The 17,587-nt window shown below is 64.7% G+C and carries 14 protein-coding genes and 1 rRNA gene; 6 read left to right on the top strand and 9 right to left on the bottom strand.

The features are described 5' to 3' along the window. Positions 1–81: ribosomal RNA gene (rrf, locus tag AC1DEK_RS21800) — 5S ribosomal RNA — on the top strand; the annotation flags it as partial. A gap of 28 nt (positions 82–109) precedes the next feature. Here rrf and AC1DEK_RS21795 read toward each other — a convergent pair. Next, entirely contained in the window at positions 110–1,291 is a 1,182-nt protein-coding gene (locus AC1DEK_RS21795) for a DNA topoisomerase IB (RefSeq protein ID WP_478127359.1), read from the bottom strand. A gap of 136 nt (positions 1,292–1,427) precedes the next feature. Here AC1DEK_RS21795 and AC1DEK_RS21790 point away from each other — a divergent pair, with 136 nt between their 5' ends. Next, positions 1,428–2,456 carry a purine-nucleoside phosphorylase gene (locus AC1DEK_RS21790; RefSeq protein WP_478127358.1) on the top strand — a complete coding sequence of 343 codons (1,029 nt, stop codon included), beginning with the start codon at positions 1,428–1,430 and terminating at the stop codon, positions 2,454–2,456. 27 nt (positions 2,457–2,483) lie between these two features. Here the strand turns inward: AC1DEK_RS21790 and dinB are convergent, their stop codons facing one another. Continuing rightward, a complete protein-coding gene (gene dinB / locus AC1DEK_RS21785; protein WP_478127376.1) occupies positions 2,484–3,740 on the bottom strand; it encodes a DNA polymerase IV in 1,257 nt (418 codons plus the stop codon). A 76-nt stretch (positions 3,741–3,816) separates the two neighbouring features. On the opposite strand from dinB, the gene AC1DEK_RS21780 reads away from it, so the two are divergent. After that, positions 3,817–4,359, top strand: a complete 543-nt coding sequence (locus AC1DEK_RS21780) for a putative glycolipid-binding domain-containing protein (protein WP_478127357.1) — start codon at positions 3,817–3,819, stop codon at positions 4,357–4,359. Between the two features lie 13 nt (positions 4,360–4,372). Here the strand turns inward: AC1DEK_RS21780 and AC1DEK_RS21775 are convergent, their stop codons facing one another. Further along, entirely contained in the window at positions 4,373–5,755 is a 1,383-nt protein-coding gene (locus tag AC1DEK_RS21775; RefSeq protein ID WP_478127356.1) for an FAD-binding oxidoreductase, read from the bottom strand. 201 nt (positions 5,756–5,956) lie between these two features. Between AC1DEK_RS21775 and AC1DEK_RS21770 the strand changes: the two genes are divergently transcribed. Together AC1DEK_RS21770 and AC1DEK_RS21765 are read left to right on the top strand one after the other, a co-directional pair. Then, complete coding sequence (locus tag AC1DEK_RS21770) at positions 5,957–6,214, top strand: DUF4242 domain-containing protein (RefSeq protein ID WP_478127355.1); 258 nt, start codon at positions 5,957–5,959, stop codon at positions 6,212–6,214. A gap of 33 nt (positions 6,215–6,247) precedes the next feature. Beyond that, positions 6,248–9,361: a helix-turn-helix transcriptional regulator gene (locus AC1DEK_RS21765; protein ID WP_478127354.1), complete on the top strand. Its 3,114-nt coding sequence runs from the start codon at positions 6,248–6,250 to the stop codon at positions 9,359–9,361. A 12-nt stretch (positions 9,362–9,373) separates the two neighbouring features. On the opposite strand, the gene AC1DEK_RS21760 is transcribed toward AC1DEK_RS21765, so the two are convergent. Further along, positions 9,374–10,711 carry an MFS family transporter gene (locus AC1DEK_RS21760; RefSeq protein ID WP_478127353.1) on the bottom strand — a complete coding sequence of 446 codons (1,338 nt, stop codon included), beginning with the start codon at positions 10,709–10,711 and terminating at the stop codon, positions 9,374–9,376. Between the two features lie 97 nt (positions 10,712–10,808). Further along, a complete protein-coding gene (locus tag AC1DEK_RS21755; protein ID WP_478127352.1) occupies positions 10,809–11,966 on the bottom strand; it encodes an alpha-hydroxy acid oxidase in 1,158 nt (385 codons plus the stop codon). A 129-nt stretch (positions 11,967–12,095) separates the two neighbouring features. Here AC1DEK_RS21755 and panE point away from each other — a divergent pair, with 129 nt between their 5' ends. After that, positions 12,096–13,031, top strand: coding sequence for a 2-dehydropantoate 2-reductase (panE, locus tag AC1DEK_RS21750; protein WP_478127351.1), 936 nt, complete (start codon positions 12,096–12,098; stop codon positions 13,029–13,031). A 307-nt stretch (positions 13,032–13,338) separates the two neighbouring features. Here panE and pbpC read toward each other — a convergent pair whose 3' ends face one another. The 4 genes from pbpC to AC1DEK_RS21730 form a co-directional block, all read right to left on the bottom strand. Beyond that, positions 13,339–15,519 carry a penicillin-binding protein 1C gene (gene pbpC / locus AC1DEK_RS21745; protein ID WP_478127350.1) on the bottom strand — a complete coding sequence of 727 codons (2,181 nt, stop codon included), beginning with the start codon at positions 15,517–15,519 and terminating at the stop codon, positions 13,339–13,341. 32 nt (positions 15,520–15,551) lie between these two features. Continuing rightward, positions 15,552–16,472 (bottom strand): polysaccharide deacetylase family protein, encoded by a 921-nt coding sequence (locus AC1DEK_RS21740; RefSeq protein ID WP_478127349.1) that lies wholly within the window; start codon positions 16,470–16,472, stop codon positions 15,552–15,554. Positions 16,473–16,581: 109 nt separating this feature from the next. Then, complete coding sequence (locus tag AC1DEK_RS21735) at positions 16,582–17,208, bottom strand: LysE family translocator (protein ID WP_478127348.1); 627 nt, start codon at positions 17,206–17,208, stop codon at positions 16,582–16,584. Positions 17,209–17,266: 58 nt separating this feature from the next. Further along, a complete protein-coding gene (locus AC1DEK_RS21730; protein ID WP_478127347.1) occupies positions 17,267–17,542 on the bottom strand; it encodes a DUF2277 domain-containing protein in 276 nt (91 codons plus the stop codon). Between the last annotated feature and the right edge of the window lie 45 nt (positions 17,543–17,587).

Genomic DNA, 17,587 nt, shown 5'->3' with positions numbered 1-17,587 from the left:
TCCCATCCCGAACAGGACAGTGAAACGCCTCAGCGCCGATGATAGTGCGGGTTCCCGTGTGAAAGTAGGTCATCGTCAGGCTCTTACAGCCCCAAAAAGCCCAGCCCTCTCAGGCTGGGCTTTTTGCGTTCCGCGCCCTCCCATCACCTGCACACCGCTCCACGCCCCTCCCGGTAACTTCCCTTCCAATACGCTCAAGCGACAAGGCCAAACCCCCGGAGCGGTGTTGGTCCAAAAACGCCAGCAAGCGTGTCTCGTGCGCGTGCAGTAGGCGAATACTTGGCGCGGACTGGTCAAATTTCGCCCATTGGCTCATCGCTTCCGAATTCGCAGCAAGCAGGGCGGCGAATTCCAGAACAGCAGGATGCACGTAGGCTTTCTTGCAAACGGCCGGGGTATTGCCCAGGCGGCTTGCGACAGAAGACAAGACCTCCTTGATGCTGACGCGTGCCAAACCCTCGCCCTGAGTCTTGCTCCCGCAGTCGCAAGCCAGCCGCAAAAATTCCAATGCTTCGACGGTCCCATGCCAGGTACGGAAGTCCTTCGCTGTAAATTCCTCTCCGGATGCTTCTCGCAGGTACTCGTTGACGTCGGTCGAAGAAATGCTGTGGGGCGTGCCGTCCTCGCTTTCATACCGGAAAAGCTCTTGACCGGATAGCTGCTGGCACCGACGGACCACTTTTGCGACGCGCGGGTCATCGACGCGCGCTTCATGCATGACGCCGCTTTTGCCACGAAAGCGAAGCTTGAGCGTGCCTCCGCGCGCCTCCGCATGCTTGTTGCGGAGTGTCGTGAGGCCATAGGAGCCGTTGTCGGTCGCATAGGCCTCATTGCCGACGCGCAAGAATGTCGTGTCGAGGAGCCGCACGATCGTTGCCAAGACCAAGTTGCGGTGAAGAGGCTGCTTCGCCTCGATTCGGAGATCCCGCGCAACGCGACGCCGTATCTTGGGGAGCGCCCGGCCGAACGCTGCCAAGCGATCGAACTTTGTCTCGTCCTTCAGGACGCGCCAGTCGTTGTGGTAGCGGTACTGCTTGCGACCTCGTGCATCGATCCCCGTCGCTTGAAGGTGACCGTTCTGCAATGAGCAGATCCAGACGTCTTTGTAGGCCGGTGGAATCGCGAGTCGCCGGATACGGGCGAGCTGTTCAGGGTCGCGCACCCACGCGCCATTCGAATCCTTGTAGCGGAAAGTGTCGCCGCGCTTGAAGCGCCGAATGCCAGGCATCGCGGGGTTGATGTAGACCAACCCGTTGGCGAGGGGCACCGGGCGAAATCCGTTGGCAGGCATGAGCTTTGCGACAATCCTTCTCGAATGCAGACGGGAGGCTGACCGCGCGGTGACTTCACCGCTGTAGGACGCCGCAAACGAAACAAGTGCGCTGCCGTCTGCCCTCGGATTCCATTTCCCAACTCGGAGAAGCTCTATGTCCCCCGTCCGGTCCCTTCGTGCGCGTCTGCTCGCGATGTTTGCGGTCATGTTCTTGGCCGCCGGTTGTGCGTCGACCTCGCAGCCGCGCCCCACCGAGCCGATCAAGGTGAAGGTGTTCGTCGCATCGATGTTCGAGATTGGCAAGAACACGGGCGACCGTGCCGGTGAATTCCAGCACTGGTATGAGCGCTACTGGATGAACGCAACGCCGATTGCGGTACCTGGAGCACTGCAACCGGTGTATTGCAATGCCGATGGCGTCTGCGGTGCAGTCCTCGGCATGGGGAAGGTGAATTCGTCGTCATCGATGCAGGCGATCCTGCAGAACCCACAGTTCGACTTTTCCAAGGCCTACTACGTCATCTCCGGGGTGGCCGGTACGCCGCCATCGCGCGGCACCATCGGCGAAGTGAGCTGGGCGACGTGGGTCGTCGACTATGACCTCGGCCACCGCTGGGCCCCCGAAGAAAACAAGGCAGGCGAGCCGACCTTCATGCCCCGCAAAGGCTACGAGGAGTACCGTCGCTTCAAGCTCAACCCGGAACTGATCGCGTGGGCGATGAAGCTTTCAGCCGGCACCCCGCTGAAGGATTCGGAAGCCGCTCGCGCCTATCGACAGCGCTATCCGCAAGCTGCTGCCCGACGCGCTCCTTTCGTAGGCACCGGAACTCACATGACCGGCGACACCTTCTTCCATGGCCCCGGGATGTCCAACCAGGCGCAATACATCGCTAAGCTGTATGGCGCGGATGACTATGTCATCACCGAGATGGAAGCGGCGGCGATCACGCTTGTGATCAAGCGCAGCCATGGAATCGATCGCGTGATGAGCCTGCGCGGCGCCGTAAATTTCGATCAGGGAAACCCACGTGAAACGACTCTGCAGCACCTGGATCCGGCGCCGGGTGAAACGGCGGGCGGCTTCGCAGAAACCGTCGAAAACGTCGAGCTCGTGGGCAGTCGCGTTGTCGACCACATCGTTGGCAACTGGGCGCAATGGCAGAAGGGCGTGCCACCGCTCTGAGCAGAGCCAAAGATCGAACAGAAAGCCCTAGAACAGCGAGGCTGTCCTGGCAGTCGACCCGGCGTCGCCCGGCAACGCGCGGCGCGCGCCCGACGCGGGCCGCGCAAGCGCCATCGAATCGGCCTCGCCCGCTTTCGCCAGCGCTCCGACCCGCACGCCGAGCAGCCGCAGCGGGCGCTGGAGCGGCACCCGTTTGAGACAAAGTCCGGCGATGTGCCGGATGGTCCTGGCATCGGCTGTGAAATGGTCGATCGTCTGGTCGCGCGTGGCAATCTTGAAGTCGTCGTAACGCAGCTTGATGCCGATCGTCTTGCCGACGTAGCCTTTGCGTTGCAAATCCTCGGCGAGCTTCTCGCAGAGGTGCGTGAAGATGGCGCCGAGTTCGGCCCTGTCACGCACGGCCTGGAGATCGCGGTCGAAGGTCGTCTCGCGGCTCATCGAGACCGGCTCGCTTTCAGTGACCACCGGCCGGCTGTCGCGCCCCCAGGCGACCTCATGCATCCAGGCTCCGGTGGCCTTCCCGAAATTCGTGATCAACCAGTCGCGATCCCGCGCCGCGAGCTCGCCAATGGTCTGGATGCCGTGCCGCTGCAGCTTTTCGTCCGCCTTGGGCCCGATTCCATTGACCTTGCGGCAGGGCAGCGGCCAGATGCTCGCCTGGAGATCGGCCTCGAACACCACTGAAATCCCGTTCGGCTTGTTGAATTCGCTCGCCATCTTGGCCAGCAACTTGTTCGGTGCGATGCCGATGGAGCAGGTGAGCCCCGTCGCCTCGAAAATCGCCCGTTGAATCAGCCGAGCGAGGACGCGCCCGCCTTCTCTCTGGCCCCCTGGCACTTCGGTGAAATCGATATAGACCTCGTCGACTCCCCGGTCCTCCATCACAGGCGCGATTTCAGTGATGATTTGCTTGAAGGCCCGCGAGTACTTGCGGTATTCGTCGAAGTCGACCGGAAGGATGATGGCCTGCGGACACAGCTTCGCGGCCTTCATGAGGCCCATGGCCGAGCCAACCCCGAATTGCCGAGCCGGATATGTTGCCGTGGTGATCACTCCGCGGCCCGCGTAGTCCTTGAGCAGAGGAAACGACGCCAGCGGAATGTCCGCCAGCGTGCCGCCCGCCGGCACGTCGCGCAAGACCTCGTCCACCTTGCGGCGCCCACCGCCGATCACCACCGGGAGCCCCTTGAGCTGCGGATAGCGCAGCAGTTCGACCGATGCGTAGAAGGCATCCATGTCGAGGTGCGCAATGCGGCGGATCGGTGCGGTCGTCACGGCCGTCATTGTCGTCTGGGCAAAGCAGGGTTGCGCACAGCGGGCACCCAGTGCCATCATCCACAGTATGCAGACGGTCGCTTCCATGCTCTGGCGCCGCCTCGGCACTCCGGGGCACGATGTCTGTCGGCTCGACCGCAACGGCGAGAACTGGCAAATCGACGGCGCCGCGGCATTCCGCAATGAAGACGGGCGCTATGCCCAGCTGCACTACCGCGTGCGGTGCGATCGGGCCTGGCACACCCAGTGGGGAACAGTGCGCGGTTGGCTGGGAAGCGAAGCCATCGACCTGTCCATCGTGCGGGATTCGCACGGCGCCTGGAAGCTCAACGACGTCCCCGTCGCCGAAATCGGTCATTGCGTGGATCTCGATCTCGGGTTTACGCCAGCCACCAATCTATTGCACCTCCGACGGCTTCACCTCGCGCCTGGCGAGGCTTCCGATGCGCCGGCCGCCTGGCTCGATCTCGAAAGCGCAACCCTGGTGGAACTCAGCCAGCGCTATGAGCGGCGCGGCGAAACCGAGTACTGGTACGCAGCGCCGCGTTTCGACTATGCGGCAATGCTCGACGTGACCGAGGACGGCTTCGTCAGGCATTACCCCACCTTGTGGGAAGCAGAGCCTTGATCCGCGGCGGCAATCAGGCGTTCGCCGCCGGGCGGATGTTCTGGTTCACGCGGAAGAGATTGCCCGGGTCGTACTGCTTCTTCACGGTCGCCAGACGGTCGTAGTGTTCGCGGTAGGTCGCCTTCACGCGATCTTCGCCCTCGTCCATCATGAAGTTGACATAAGCGCCGCCCGCCGAATACGGATGCAGGGCGTCCCAATAGTTCTTGCACCACGCGGTGATGCTCTCGCGATTCGCGGGGTCTGGATCGACGCCGACGATCACGGAAGCCCAGCGGGCGTCGCGATAGCTGAAAGGGGTGTCCTTTCGGCCGACCCGCTGAACGGCGCCATCGATCGGATACATGTGCATCGATGACTGCATCGTCGGCATGAGCGAACCGTGCTTGACGTGCTGCGCAATCGCCTCATCAGAGAGCTCGTTGACGAAGTCGGCCCGCCAGTACCACTGGTGCCCTGGCGGGTAGAGCCCGTCGAACGCGCTCTGCAGCACCGGGTAGGGCATGGGCGCGACGCCGTAAAGCGCAGGCTCCTTGGCCCGGACCGGTGCCAGCGCTGCTTCGGCCCCTGCGGGATCGCCGGCGTAGCACCAGATCACGCCGCACATTTTCTTGAGGTGCAATTCTTCCGGGAACGGCGGCGCAGGCGGCACAGTGAGGAAAGCAAAGAAGCCGCCCAGTTCGGTCGGCGCCTTGCCGATGAAGTCGCGGTACCACGAGAGGATTTCCGCAGCGCGTTCGAGCGGCCAGAGCGTGGGCCCCGCGACCACCGTGCTGAGCGGGTGCAGCCGGTATTCGAAGGAGGTCACCACGCCGAAATTGCCGCCGCCGCCGCGAACCGCCCAGAAGAGGTCTTCGTTCTCCTTGGCGCTGGCGGTCACGTAGCTTCCGTCTGCGAGCACGACATCCACGCTCAACAGGTTGTCGATCGTCAGCCCGAATCGCCGCGAGAGGTGCCCGATGCCGCCGCCGAGGGTAAGGCCTCCGACGCCCGTGGTCGAGATGATGCCCGCCGGCGTCGCCATGCCGAAGGCGTGCGTCGCATGATCGACGTCGCCCCAGGTGCAGCCGCCTTCCGCGCGCACGGTGTGGGCTTTCGGATCGACTCGGATGCCGCGCAGCCTCGACAGGTCGATCACGAATCCGTCGTCGCACATGCCCAGCCCGCCGCCGTTGTGCCCGCCGCCCCGCACTGCCAGCAACAGGCGGTTGTCGCGCGCAAAATTGACCGATGCGATCACGTCGGCCACATCGGCGACGCGGGCGATCAACAGGGGCCGCTTGTCGATCATTGCGTTGTAGACCTTGCGCGCTTCCTCGTAGCCGGCGTCTCCGGGTTGAATCACAGTCCCGCGCAATTGGGCTTTGAAGGTCTCCAGACTGGCTTCGTTGAACATGTTCACTCCTTGTGTGTGGGTGAACAAAGTCTAGGAAGCGGCCGGCCAATTGACGATCCGCCGGATTGATCATTTTGAAAATCGAGCCGGGACAGGTCGAATGGTCAGGATTGACTATGCCGGTCGTTGCGTTGACCGAGACTTCGATTTGTCGCCCAATTCCGTTTGCGGCCCATCATGGCCTGCTGGAAAAGAGGTCGTATGCCACTGTTCCTTATTGAGCGACAGTTCGCCGAGGAGTTGGAGCTTGCCGCGGCGGACGTCGCTGCCATTCAGCGCGTCAATTCGGATGTCGGTGTGAACTGGCTGTTCTCGTTCCTTTCCGCGGATCGCAAGAAGACGTATTGCCTCTACGAGGCGCCGAGCGCCGAGGAGATCCACAAGGCGGCGCGCCTCGCCAGGGTTCCTGCGGATGTGGTGATCGAGGTCAACCAGATTCGTCCCGAAGCGGTCGTCTAGCGGCGCCGCTTCCGAAACCACGAGGACCGCGCCGTGCAATGCACCCGCTGCGGTCGCGACGCCAGACTGGACGCGACCTTCTGCGACGGTTGTGGCGCGCCGCTGCAGCCGCCCCCACTCACGACTGTGGAAAGCGACGACGCGGTACGTCTGCCGGCCGAGCGATTCGTCGGGCGCGAGCGCGAACTCGCCGCGCTGGACGCCGGTCTGACCCGCGCCCTGGCAGGCAACGGCGGCACTGCGGCGCTGGCCGGCGAGCCTGGCATCGGCAAATCGCACACTGCGCAGATGCTGACCCAGCGCGCGGCGGCGCGCGGCATGCAGGTGCTCTGGGGGCGCTGCAATGAGGAACCCGGCGCGCCCCCCTACTGGCCCTGGCTGCAACTGCTTCGCGCATGGGTTGAGACGCACGATGACGCAACCGCACGGCGCATTCTTTCGGACGCGGAGTCGCCCCTGGGTGAAATCCTGCCGGATCTGAAGCAACATCCGCCGGCGGGTGCGCAGTCGCTGCCGATGTTCGATCCGGCGCAGACGCGCTTTCGTCTTTTCGACGCCATGGCCAGCTTCTGGAAACGTGCGGCGGCCGAACAGCCCTTGCTGCTCGTGCTGGACAACCTGCATTGGGCCGACGCTTCGTCGCTGCGCCTGCTCGAATTCATCGCGCCCGACCTGTCGACCTGCCGGATTCTGGTGGTCATCACCTATCGCGACATGGAGCTGTCGCGCCAACATCCGCTCTCGGCCACGCTCGGCGAGTTGGCCCGGCAGCCGGGCTTCGAGCGCTTGCGCCTGACGGGCCTCGGCCGCGACGAGACGATCCGCATGATGGCTCTGGCTGCGGGGAGCGCCAAGGTGCCGCTGGCCCTTGCCGAGGCCGTCCATCGCCAGACTGAAGGCAATCCGCTTTTCGTCGGGGAAATGACCCGGCTGATGATTCAGGAACAGGTGCTCGCCGACGGAACGCGAGCCGTGCCTTCGTCCCTGCTGGCGCCGGCCGGTCCGCGGCGCATCCCGGAAGGCGTGCGCGAAGTGATCGGGAGGCGCCTGAATCGCTTGTCTCCGCTCGCCAACCAGGTGCTCGCCTGCGCATCGGTGATCGGCCGCGCCTTCGACCTCGACCTGCTGCTGCGCGCCATTGACGACGTGGAGGAGGACGCATGCATGGGCGCGCTCGAAGAGGCGCTGCAGTCGCGCGTGATCGAGGCGCTCGACGATCCTGGTCGCTACCACTTCGGACATGCGCTTTTCAGGGAGACGCTGTACGACGAAATTCCGCCGCCGCGCCGCAGCAGATTGCATCTCAGGGTGGGCAGAGCGATCGAACAGGTTTTCGGAGATGCCGCGACCGATCAGCTCCCCGCGCTGGCCCATCACTTCTGGGCTGCACTACCGGGGGGCGACGCCGCGCGCGCCATCCACTACGCGCAGAAGGCTGCCGAGAGCTCCGATGCCTTGCAGGCCCATGAAGAAGCAACGCGCTACTACCGACTCGCGCTCCAGGCGATGGATGTCATCCGAGGCGGGGATGCATCTGCGGGATTTGCGCGTTGCCGCACCCTGAACGCACTGGGAGAGGCACACACCCGTGCCGGCGAATATCTGCAGGCTCGACAAGCCTTCGAACAGGCGGCGCGAACCAGCATGCAACTCGATGCCGCGCACGAACTTGCCCGGGCCGCCATCGGATTCGAGATGGCTAGCTGGTGTCCCGGGCTGCCCGGCATCGCAGCGGCGCGGCTTCTGCGCGATGCGCTGAACGCGCTTGCCGTCGATGACCGCGCACTGAAGGCGCAACTTCTCAGCTCGCTCGCGCGGGCGCTCATCTTCAGCGGCGAGGAGGTCCAGGCAACGAAGGTGCATGCCGAGGCAGTGAGCGTTGCCCGACAGGCGGGCGATCCGTCCACGCTTGCGGTGACCCTGCTGGCGACACTGTCGGCGCGATGGCACCACGACCGCATCGGCGAGCGAGTGGCGAATGCGGACGAGGCGATGGAGATCGCGATGCAGCAGGGCGACCGCTTCCTGATGTGCTCTGCATTGGCATGGCGCATGTTCGACACCTTCGAACTCGGGGACATGGCGACCTGGCGCGATCAACTCGAGCGCTACGAGCGCGGCGGGGAAGAATTCAGGCAGCCCTTCTTCCGGTACGTCGGCTCGTCGTCTCGCACCATGCATGCGCTCTTCGAAGGGCGCTTCGAGGACGCCGAACGGCTGGCGCGGCGCACTTTCGAGATCGGCAATCGCATGCCCGGACTGGATGCGGCCGGCGTCTACGGCGTACAGATGTTCACCTTGCGCCGCGAGCAGGGACGCTTGCAGGAGGTGGCCCCGCTGGTCCGCCATTTTGTGCAAGGCAATGCCCAGAGCAACCTGTGGCGGCCCGGGCTGGCACTGATCTACGCCGAGCTGGATCAGCTCGAAGACGCGCGCTCCGAGTTCGAACTGCTGGCGGCGAGCAGCTTCGAATCATTGCCGCGCGACGGTATCTGGATGGCGAGTCTGGCCTATCTGGCACAAGTGTGCGCCGCGCTCGGCGATGCCGCGCGGGCGGCGGTGCTCTACAAGCTGCTGGAGCCGTGTCACGGGCGGAATCTGTTCGTCGGCACATCGATCGCCTCGTTTGGCGCTGCGGACGCCTTTCTGGGCCTGCTGTCGTCCACCATGCGCCGATGGGATGAAGCCGAAGCGCATTTCAAGGCGGCGGTGTCTATGAATCGCGGCCAGAACGCGCGACCCGCCTTCGCGCACGCGTGCCTCGGCTATGCGCGCGTGCTGTTGGCCAGGGATGCGCCCGGAGATCGCGACGCGGCGCTGGACCTGCTCGAGGATGCCGCGGCGGAAGCCGCAGCGCTCGATATGCGCGCGCTCGCGGTTCGCGTCGAAGTCTGCCGCACGAGGATGGAAGCGACGACGGCAGTGCCCCGCTACCCGGCCGGACTGAGCGGCCGAGAGGCGCAAGTCCTGCGTCTCGTCGCGGCGGGCAAGGGGAACCGGCAGATCGCGCGCGAACTGTTCGTCAGCCCCAACACAATCGCCAACCATGTGCGCAGCATCCTGAGCAAGACGCAGTCGGCAAACAGGACCGAGGCCGCGGCGTTCGCCATCCGGCATGCGCTGGCCGACGCAGAGGATCGCGCGTGAATGCAGTCGCTGTCAGTGATCGTGGTGCAGGTAGGCGGCCTGTCGCGGCAGCCGCCAGCTGACGAAGAAGGCAAGCACCATCATTGCGGTCACGTACCAGTAGAACGCCGTCTCGTGCCCGATCGACTTGAGACCGAGCGCAACATATTCCGCCGAGCCTCCGAAGATCGCGTTGGCCACCGCATAGGCAAGCCCGACGCCGAGTGCGCGCACCTCGGGCGGGAACATTTCGGCCTTCACGATGCCGCTGATCGAGGTGTAGAAGCTGACGATCGCCAGCGCAAGGATGATGAGCAAGAACGCGACGACAGGACCGGTCACGCTCTGCAGGCCCGTCAGGATCGGCACCGTGGAGAGCGCGCCGAGGCCGCCGAAGAGCAGCATGTTGGTCCGCCGGCCGATGCGATCGGAAAGCGCGCCGAACACCGGCTGCATGCACATATAGACGAACAGCGCGATCGTCATCACGTAACTGGTGGTCTTGATCGGCATGCCGACCGTGTTGACCAAGTACTTCTGCATGTAGGTCGTGAAGGTGTAGAAGATCAGCGAACCGCCGGCGGTGAAGCCCAGCACGGTGAAGAAAGCAGCCTTGTGATGGCGGAACAGAACCGAGAGGCTGCCGGCTTCCTTGTTGGCGCGGATCTCGGCGGACTGCGTTTCCTGCAACGTCCGGCGCAGGAAAAGCGCAACCACGGCGGCGATGGCGCCGATCACGAACGGAATGCGCCAGCCCCAGGCCTTGAGCTCGGCCTCGCTCAGCAACTGTTCGAGCACCACAATGACCAGCACGGCGAGCAATTGGCCGCCGATCAGCGTGACATATTGGAAAGAAGAGAAGAATCCGCGCTGGCCGCGCAGCGCGACCTCGCTCATGTAGGTCGCTGTCGTGCCGTACTCGCCACCCACCGAAAGACCCTGGAACAGGCGGCACACCAGGAGCAAGAAGGGCGCCCATGCGCCGATGGCGGCGTACGTGGGCAGGCATGCGATCGCCAACGATCCCGCGCACATCATCGTCACCGAGATCAGCATCGATGTCCTGCGGCCGTACTTGTCTGCCACGCGACCGAACAGCCAGCCCCCGATGGGCCGCATCAGGAAGCCAGCGGCAAACACGCCAGCCGTGTTGAGCAACTGCGCCGTCGGGTCGGACTTCGGGAAGAACGAAGGCGCGAAATACAGCGCGCTGAAGGCGTAGACGTAGAAGTCGAACCACTCGACGAGGTTGCCGGACGATGCCGCCATGATCGCGAAGATGCGATGGCGCTTTTCTTCGCTGGTGTAGGCCCGGTGGGATGCCTCAGGATCGAGGGGAGTGGCCCCCGCTGGGGATGTGATTGTGCTCATAACTGGACTCGCGCCTCTCTGATTTGCGATCGATAGGGGCGCTGAATATACTGCCGCCCCCGAGGCGCGCGTGCTGTCAGCCAGCGCCGCGATCTGGTCAGAATGTGCCGGGGAGCAGGATGCTCGAATCGACCTCGTCGATCTGCGTTCGGCCGCAAAACGCCATGGTCAGTTCCAGTTCGCGCTGGATGATCTGCAACGCGCGCGTCACACCGGCCTCGCCGTACGCGCCGAGTGCATAAAGAAAGCTCCGCCCGATCATCGTCCCGCGGGCGCCGAGCGCGCGGGCCTTGAGCACGTCCTGGCCGCTGCGGATGCCGCCATCCATCCAGACTTCGATTTCAGTGCCCACAGCCTCGCTGATGGCCGGAAGCGCGGCAATGGACGAAGGTGCGCCGTCGAGCTGGCGGCCACCATGGTTCGACACGATCAGCGCATCCGCGCCGCTGGAGGCCGCAAGGCGCGCATCCTCGACGTCCATGATGCCCTTGAGGACCAGCTTGCCGCCCCAGATTTTCTTGATCCACTCGACGTCGGCCCAACTGAGGGTGGGGTCGAACTGTTCGGCCGTCCATGACGACAGCGACGACAAATCCTTCACGCTCTCCGCGTGGCCGGCGATATTGCGGAAAGTGCGGCGCTTGGTGCCCAGCATGCCCAGGCACCAGTGCGGCTTGGTCGCGAGATTGATGAGATTCTTGATCGTGGGCTTGGGCGGTGCGGTCAGGCCGTTCTTGATGTCGCGGTGCCGTTGCCCGAGGATTTGCAGGTCGAGCGTCAATTGGAGCGCCGACACGTTGGCTGCGCGTGCGCGTTCGATGAGCCGTTCGATGAAATCTCGATCCTTCATCACGTAGAGCTGGAACCAGAAGGGATGGCGATCGGTCGCTTCGGCGATGTCTTCGAGCGAGCAGATGCTCATCGTCGACAGCGTGAACGGAATGCCGAAGGCTTTCGCCGCGCGCGCGCCGAGGATTTCGCCGTCGGCGTGCTGCATGCCTGCCATGCCCGTCGGCGCGATGGCGACGGGCATCGCGACTTCCTCGCCGATCATGGTGGTGCGTGTCGAGCGGCCATCCATGTTGATGGCGACGCGCTGGCGCAGCTTGATCTTCTGGAAGTCCTCCTCGTTGGCGCGGTAGGTTCCTTCGGTCCAGGCCCCGGAGTCTGCGTAGTCGTAGAACATGCGGGGCACGCGGCGCTTGGCGATGACTCGCAGGTCTTCGATGTTCGTGATCTTGGAGAGGTCTGGCACTGGAAAGGGCTCCTGGGTTGTCTGTCTTGAGTAGTGCCTATTATCCGCAGGCCCCGAGCGGGTCGGTGAGCAAGACTTTTCACCGCGGCGCAGAATCCGCCTTTTCATCATTCGAGCGGGAACAATCCGATGCGATTCCTGGTTGTGGGCGCCGGTGCGCTGGGTGGGTATTTCGGTGGCAGGCTGTTGCAGGCCGAAGAAGACGTGACTTTCCTGCTGCGCCCTCGACGAGCGGCACAGCTCGCCAAGACGGGCCTCGTGATCAAGAGCCCGCACGGCGGCTTCATCCTGCCTTCGCCGCCCTCGGTGCAGGCAGATGCCATCGGCGGTCCCTTCGATGTCGTCATCGTCGGCTGCAAGGCCTACGACCTCGAGGAAACGATGGATTCGTTCGCGCCCGCCGTGGGCCCTGACACCGCGATCCTGCCGGTCTTGAACGGCATGCGCCATCTCGACGACCTTGCGCGGCGCTTCGGCAAGGAGCGCGTGCTCGGCGGGCTTTGCATGATCTCGGCCGTGTTGGACGACGAAGGCGCCGTGCTTCATCTGAGCGACGTGCACAGCCTGGCCTACGGTGAACTGGACGGCACACGCTCCGCGCGAGTGAAGGCGCTGGAGGCCGCGTTCGAAAAGCCGGTGTTCGACGCCAACGCTTCGGACAACATCCTGCAGGACATGTGGGAGAAATGGGTGCTCATCGCATCGGCCGCGAGCATGACTTGCCTGATGCGGACGGCGGTCGGCGACATCGTGCGCGCTGGCGGCGCCGATCTTGCCGTCGGCATGGTGGACGAGTGCGCCGCCATTGCCGAGCGAAACGGGTTCACGATGCGTCCGGCCGCTCTCGAGCGTGCTCGCGCGATCGTCACCGCGCCGGAGTCATTGATGACCGCGTCGATGTTCAAGGACATCGAGCGCGCAGCGCCGATAGAGGCGGACCACATCATCGGTGACCTGATAGCGCGTGGCGATGGAGATGGCAAGCCGTTGTCGCTGCTGCGGGTGGCCTACGTGCACCTCAAGGCATATGAGGCGCGCAGGGCGCGAGAGTCGAAGCAAGCCTGACCGTGGGAGCCTCACCGTAGATTCAAGCTACTTCAGCCGGCAGAAGGGCCAGCCTTCGATGCTCGCCCAGATGCATGCACGAATGCATTCGATGACGACCTGCGGGTCCTGAGACTGCGGCACTGTTTTCATCCTGATCAACATTTCGCGCTCCCGTTCTTGTTGGTGGACTGTTGAAGCAGTGATAGTCCTGGGGCGGCGCTCGTTCCAGCAGCGCGCTGCTCTGCCTGGCGTGGGTTGGGGAGCGACATGGGTGTCCGACATTCGACAGCACGGCGGAGTCGATGTGCACTGACAGCTGTCGGATTCAGCGCTTCACGCTGGCCACGACTCCCGCCCCGCGCACTTCGAGCTTGATCTGGTCCACCACGCGGTCCTGGGCATCGACAAGCTCCACCACATGGCGGCCGGGCCATGGCAGCCAGAGTGCGGTGCTGCCGCGCGTGAAGGCCTTGCCGTCGATGCGCCACCGCACGCCACGGCCTTCGGCCTCGAAGCGCACGCGCTGGCGATCGGGCGGAATGTCCGGATCGAGCGCGATGATGGTTCCGTTCGAGGGCGATGTGATGCGCGGCGACGATTCGGCAACCGACACGCTTGGCGCCAGCGAGAACACCGGCTGTTCGGTGCCGGCGATGAACCATTCGTCTCGCGCTGCCTCGATTTCTTCACCGAAACGCACATGCGCCTGCACGAGCCCGGCTGGCGGCGAAGGGGCGAGGCTGCGTTCATTGCGATGCAGGAAGCCCATCAGTTCGGCCCATACGGGCGCCGCGCCGCTGGTGCCGCTCACATCCCACATCGGCGCGCCGCCGGCGTTGCCCACCCAAACGCCCACGGTGTAGCGCTGCGACCAGCCGATGGCCCAGTTGTCGCGCATGTCCTTGCTGGTGCCGGTCTTCACCGCCGTCCAGAAGCGCGTACCGAGCACGCTGTCGAGCCCGAAGGTGCGCGCGCGTGCATTGGCGTCGCTCAGGATGTCGCCGACGATGAATGCGGCCCGCGGATCGATGGCCGGCGCATCGTTCACTGCCCTGCCGACGTTCGGCGTGGTTGGCGTCCGGGCCGGCAGGTAGCGCGTCTCTCCGAACCGGCCGCCGTTGGCGAGCGTCCTGTAGCCGTTGGTCAGCCCCAGCAGCGAGATCTCGGCGCTGCCCAGCGCAAGGCTGTAACCGTAGTAATCACCGCCCTGTGCGAGCGTCATTCCGGCCGACCGAAGCTGGCGCGCGAAGGCATCGGGCGAAACCATCATCAGCGTGCGGACGGCAGGCACGTTGAGCGAGGCCGCCAGCGCGGTGCGCATGGACACATAACCCTTGAACTGATGGTCGTAGTTCTGCGGAATATAGAGGCCGCTCGCCGTCGCGATCTGCGCCGAGGAATCGTCGAGCAGCGAAGCCGCCGTCAGCCGCCGTTCGGCGATCGCCTGCGCGTACAAGAAGGGCTTGAGTGTGGAGCCCGGCTGCCGTTGCGAGAGCACGCCGTCCACTTCCGCCGCGCGGCTGATGCCGCCCGACGAGCCGACCCATGCGAGCACTTCGCCCGTCGGGTTGTCGAGCACGACGACGGCGCCGTCTTCCACATTGCGGCCGCGCAGTTCGCGTAGATGCCGTTGCAGGCTGCCCAGCGCAACCCGTTGCAGTGGCGCGCGCAAGGTGGTGCGAATGCTGTCCGGTGCGCTGTCGCCCCGCGAAGCGACAACCCGCCGCGCAAGATGAGGCGCGATGCCTTCGCTCGCGTCGAAGCTCCGTCGCTGCAATGCAGCGCTCGCGAACATGTCAATCGAATCGCAGTCGGGCCTGCTTGCGGGCTCCATGGATTGCATCAGTTCGCACGCGCGCTGGGCAACCGCCGCCGGCTTGGCATTGGGTGCGCGCACCAGCGCCGCCGCGACGGCCGCTTCGCGCGCGTCGAGACCGTGCGGCGCCTTGCCGAAGAGCGTGCGCGAGAGTGCGTCGATGCCGACGATTTCACCGCGAAACGGCACGACGTTGAGATAAGCCTCCAGGATCTGGTCCTTGCGCCAGCCGTGCTCCAGCCGCTGTGCCGCAACCGTCTGCCCGACCTTTTGCGCCAGGCTGCGGCCGCCGCCACTGCGCCGCAGATCGTCGTCGAGCAGCCCGGCAAGCTGCATCGTGATGGTCGATGCGCCGCGCGTGCGCGTGTTCCACAAGTTGCCCCAGGCGGCAGCGGACACTGCCCGCCAGTCGACGCCGCTGTGTTCATAGAAGCGCTTGTCTTCACTCAGGACCATCGCGGTGCGCAAGCTAGGCGAGATGTCCGGGAGGGCGACCCATTGGCCGCGTCGCGCAGTCGCATCCGTGCGCACGCGTTGCAGTAGCTCGCCGTCCCGGTCCAGCACCATCGTGTCGGAAGGATGGAAGTCGCGACGGACCTCATCAAACGTGGCAAGCGCCCACGCGGGTGCGGCGAGCAGCGCCCCGAGGGCGGGCAGCACAAAGAGAAAGGTCGGGAGGCGGCGTGGCATGAGCGAGGTGGCCGCGCATGACGGCCAGCCTGTTAGCTTGCCACAGCCGCGGCGGGTTCGATCGATTCCATGTGCTCGCAGATGGCGCCGGGTTGGGTGAACCAGATTTCGCCGCGATCGCGCATGCGGGCCAAGTGCGAGAGTGCGCGCCGCAGATGGCGCAGGCGGTACGGCTGCCCGACGATGTACGGATGCAGCGCAACGCCCATCACCAGCGGCTGACGGCGCGACTGGTCAAGCATCTCGTCGGCGTTGTCGATGATCGCCTGGGCGAAATCCTTGGCGTCCATCTGCCGCGCCACGATCATCGGGATGTCGTTCAGCTCCTGCGGATACGGCACCGACCACAGCGGAATTCCGCTGCGCGTGCGCATGCGGATGGGCTGATCGTCATGGCACCAGTTGAGCGTGTAGCTGTAACCTGCCTCCGCAAGCAGATCGGGTGTGCAGTGGCTTTCCGATATCCAGGGCGAAAGCCAGCCGGCGGGCGCGGAGCCGCTGTGCGCCAGCATGCTGGCACGGCAGTGCGCAAGCAGCGCCGCTTCGCCGGCCTCGTCAATGTCCGCCTGTCGCTCTGCGTTGCTGTGTCCGTGCCCGATGAGTTCATCGCCGCGTGCCATCGATGCCGCGACGAGCTCGGGGCAGTGGTCATACAGTGCCGTATTGAGGAGTGTGCTGGATGGCAATCCCAGGCTGTCGAACAACTCCAGGCAGCGCCAGGCGCCCACGCGATTGCCATATTCGCGCCACGAAAAATTCAGCACATCGGGATGCGGCGCCATCGGGCCAATGCATGCGCCCAAGCCTTCGCCGAAGGCGAAATGCTCGAGGTTGAGTCCGATATAGACCGCCAGGCGCGCGCCGTTCGGCCATGCGTGATTCGGCCGTCGGGTGATCGGTGTGTAGTCGAATCGGCCGTGCGTGGGCAAGAGGCCGAGGTAGCGCGCGTTCATGAGGTCTCCAATTCGAGGCGTCCCGCGGCCCCAAGACCTCGCGACCTCATCGGGCCAGCAAGACGCGTGCCCCGGGCCGAACCTGCGAGAACGACCGCGGGCGTACTTTTCAGCCGGGACGCCGCGCCAGGAGCGCCCAGACCCCCGCGATGGAGAGCAGCGAACCGCCCGCGAGATTGAACCGCCGTTGCGCGCGAGGCGATGAAAGCAATTTGCGCGCGGAGCCTGCGAACACCGCGTAGAGCGTGGCGTTCAGCGTCGCCATGCTCACGAAGGTGATCGCGAGCATCCAGAGTTGTTGCGTTGCATCGGCGCGGGGATTGATGAACTGCGGCAGGAACGCCACAAAGAACACGATGCCCTTGGGGTTCAGCGCCGTGACCAAGTAGGTATTGGCGAAGAGCCGCAAGCGCGAACCGGGCGCCGCGGGCGCCGCGATTTCGGTCGGAGAGATTCCGGCACGCAGGAGCTTGATCCCGAGGAAGAGCAGGTACAGGCCGCCCGCCCACTTGATCACCATGAACCAGAACGCGGACGTCGCCAGCAAAGCGCCCAAGCCGAGCAGCGAGACGACGAGGGCCGTCGAGTCGCCCAGCGCCACTGCTGCGACCAGCGGCACGTTTGCGCGCCGGCCATGCGCCACCGAATAGCTGATGACAGTCAGGATGGTCGGCCCGGGAATGATCAGGAGCACCGCCGAAGCAGCGATGAAAGCGAGCCAGAGTTCAATGGACATTCAAAGGTCTTTCAGATGAGGGTCATGCGACCGGTCCGCCCGTTTCTCGTTCTTTCGTTCAATGGCTCGTGCCGAAGCGCTCCGCACTGCGGGCGCGGGCGCGGGCCGCTTCGATCTCGCGATCGCGCGGATCGGCAGTCGTGACCAACGACGTGATGAGCGCGCGCGCCGCGGCCGTCACGTCCTCCACCGCACGATCGAAGGCCGCCTCATTGGCCTTCGAAGGATGGTTGAACCCGCTGAGCTTGCGGACGAACTGCAGCGACGCGGCGCGCATCTCGTCCTCGGTCGCGGGGGGCTCGAAATTGAACAGGGTCTTGATGCTTCTGCACATCGTCTTCACTCCTTGCGGGCAGCGCGCAGTTTGCTCAAGTTCGAG

It is taken from the genome of Variovorax sp. 10N420, from assembly GCF_056394705.1.
This window is presented reverse-complemented; position numbering and strand designations above follow the sequence as displayed.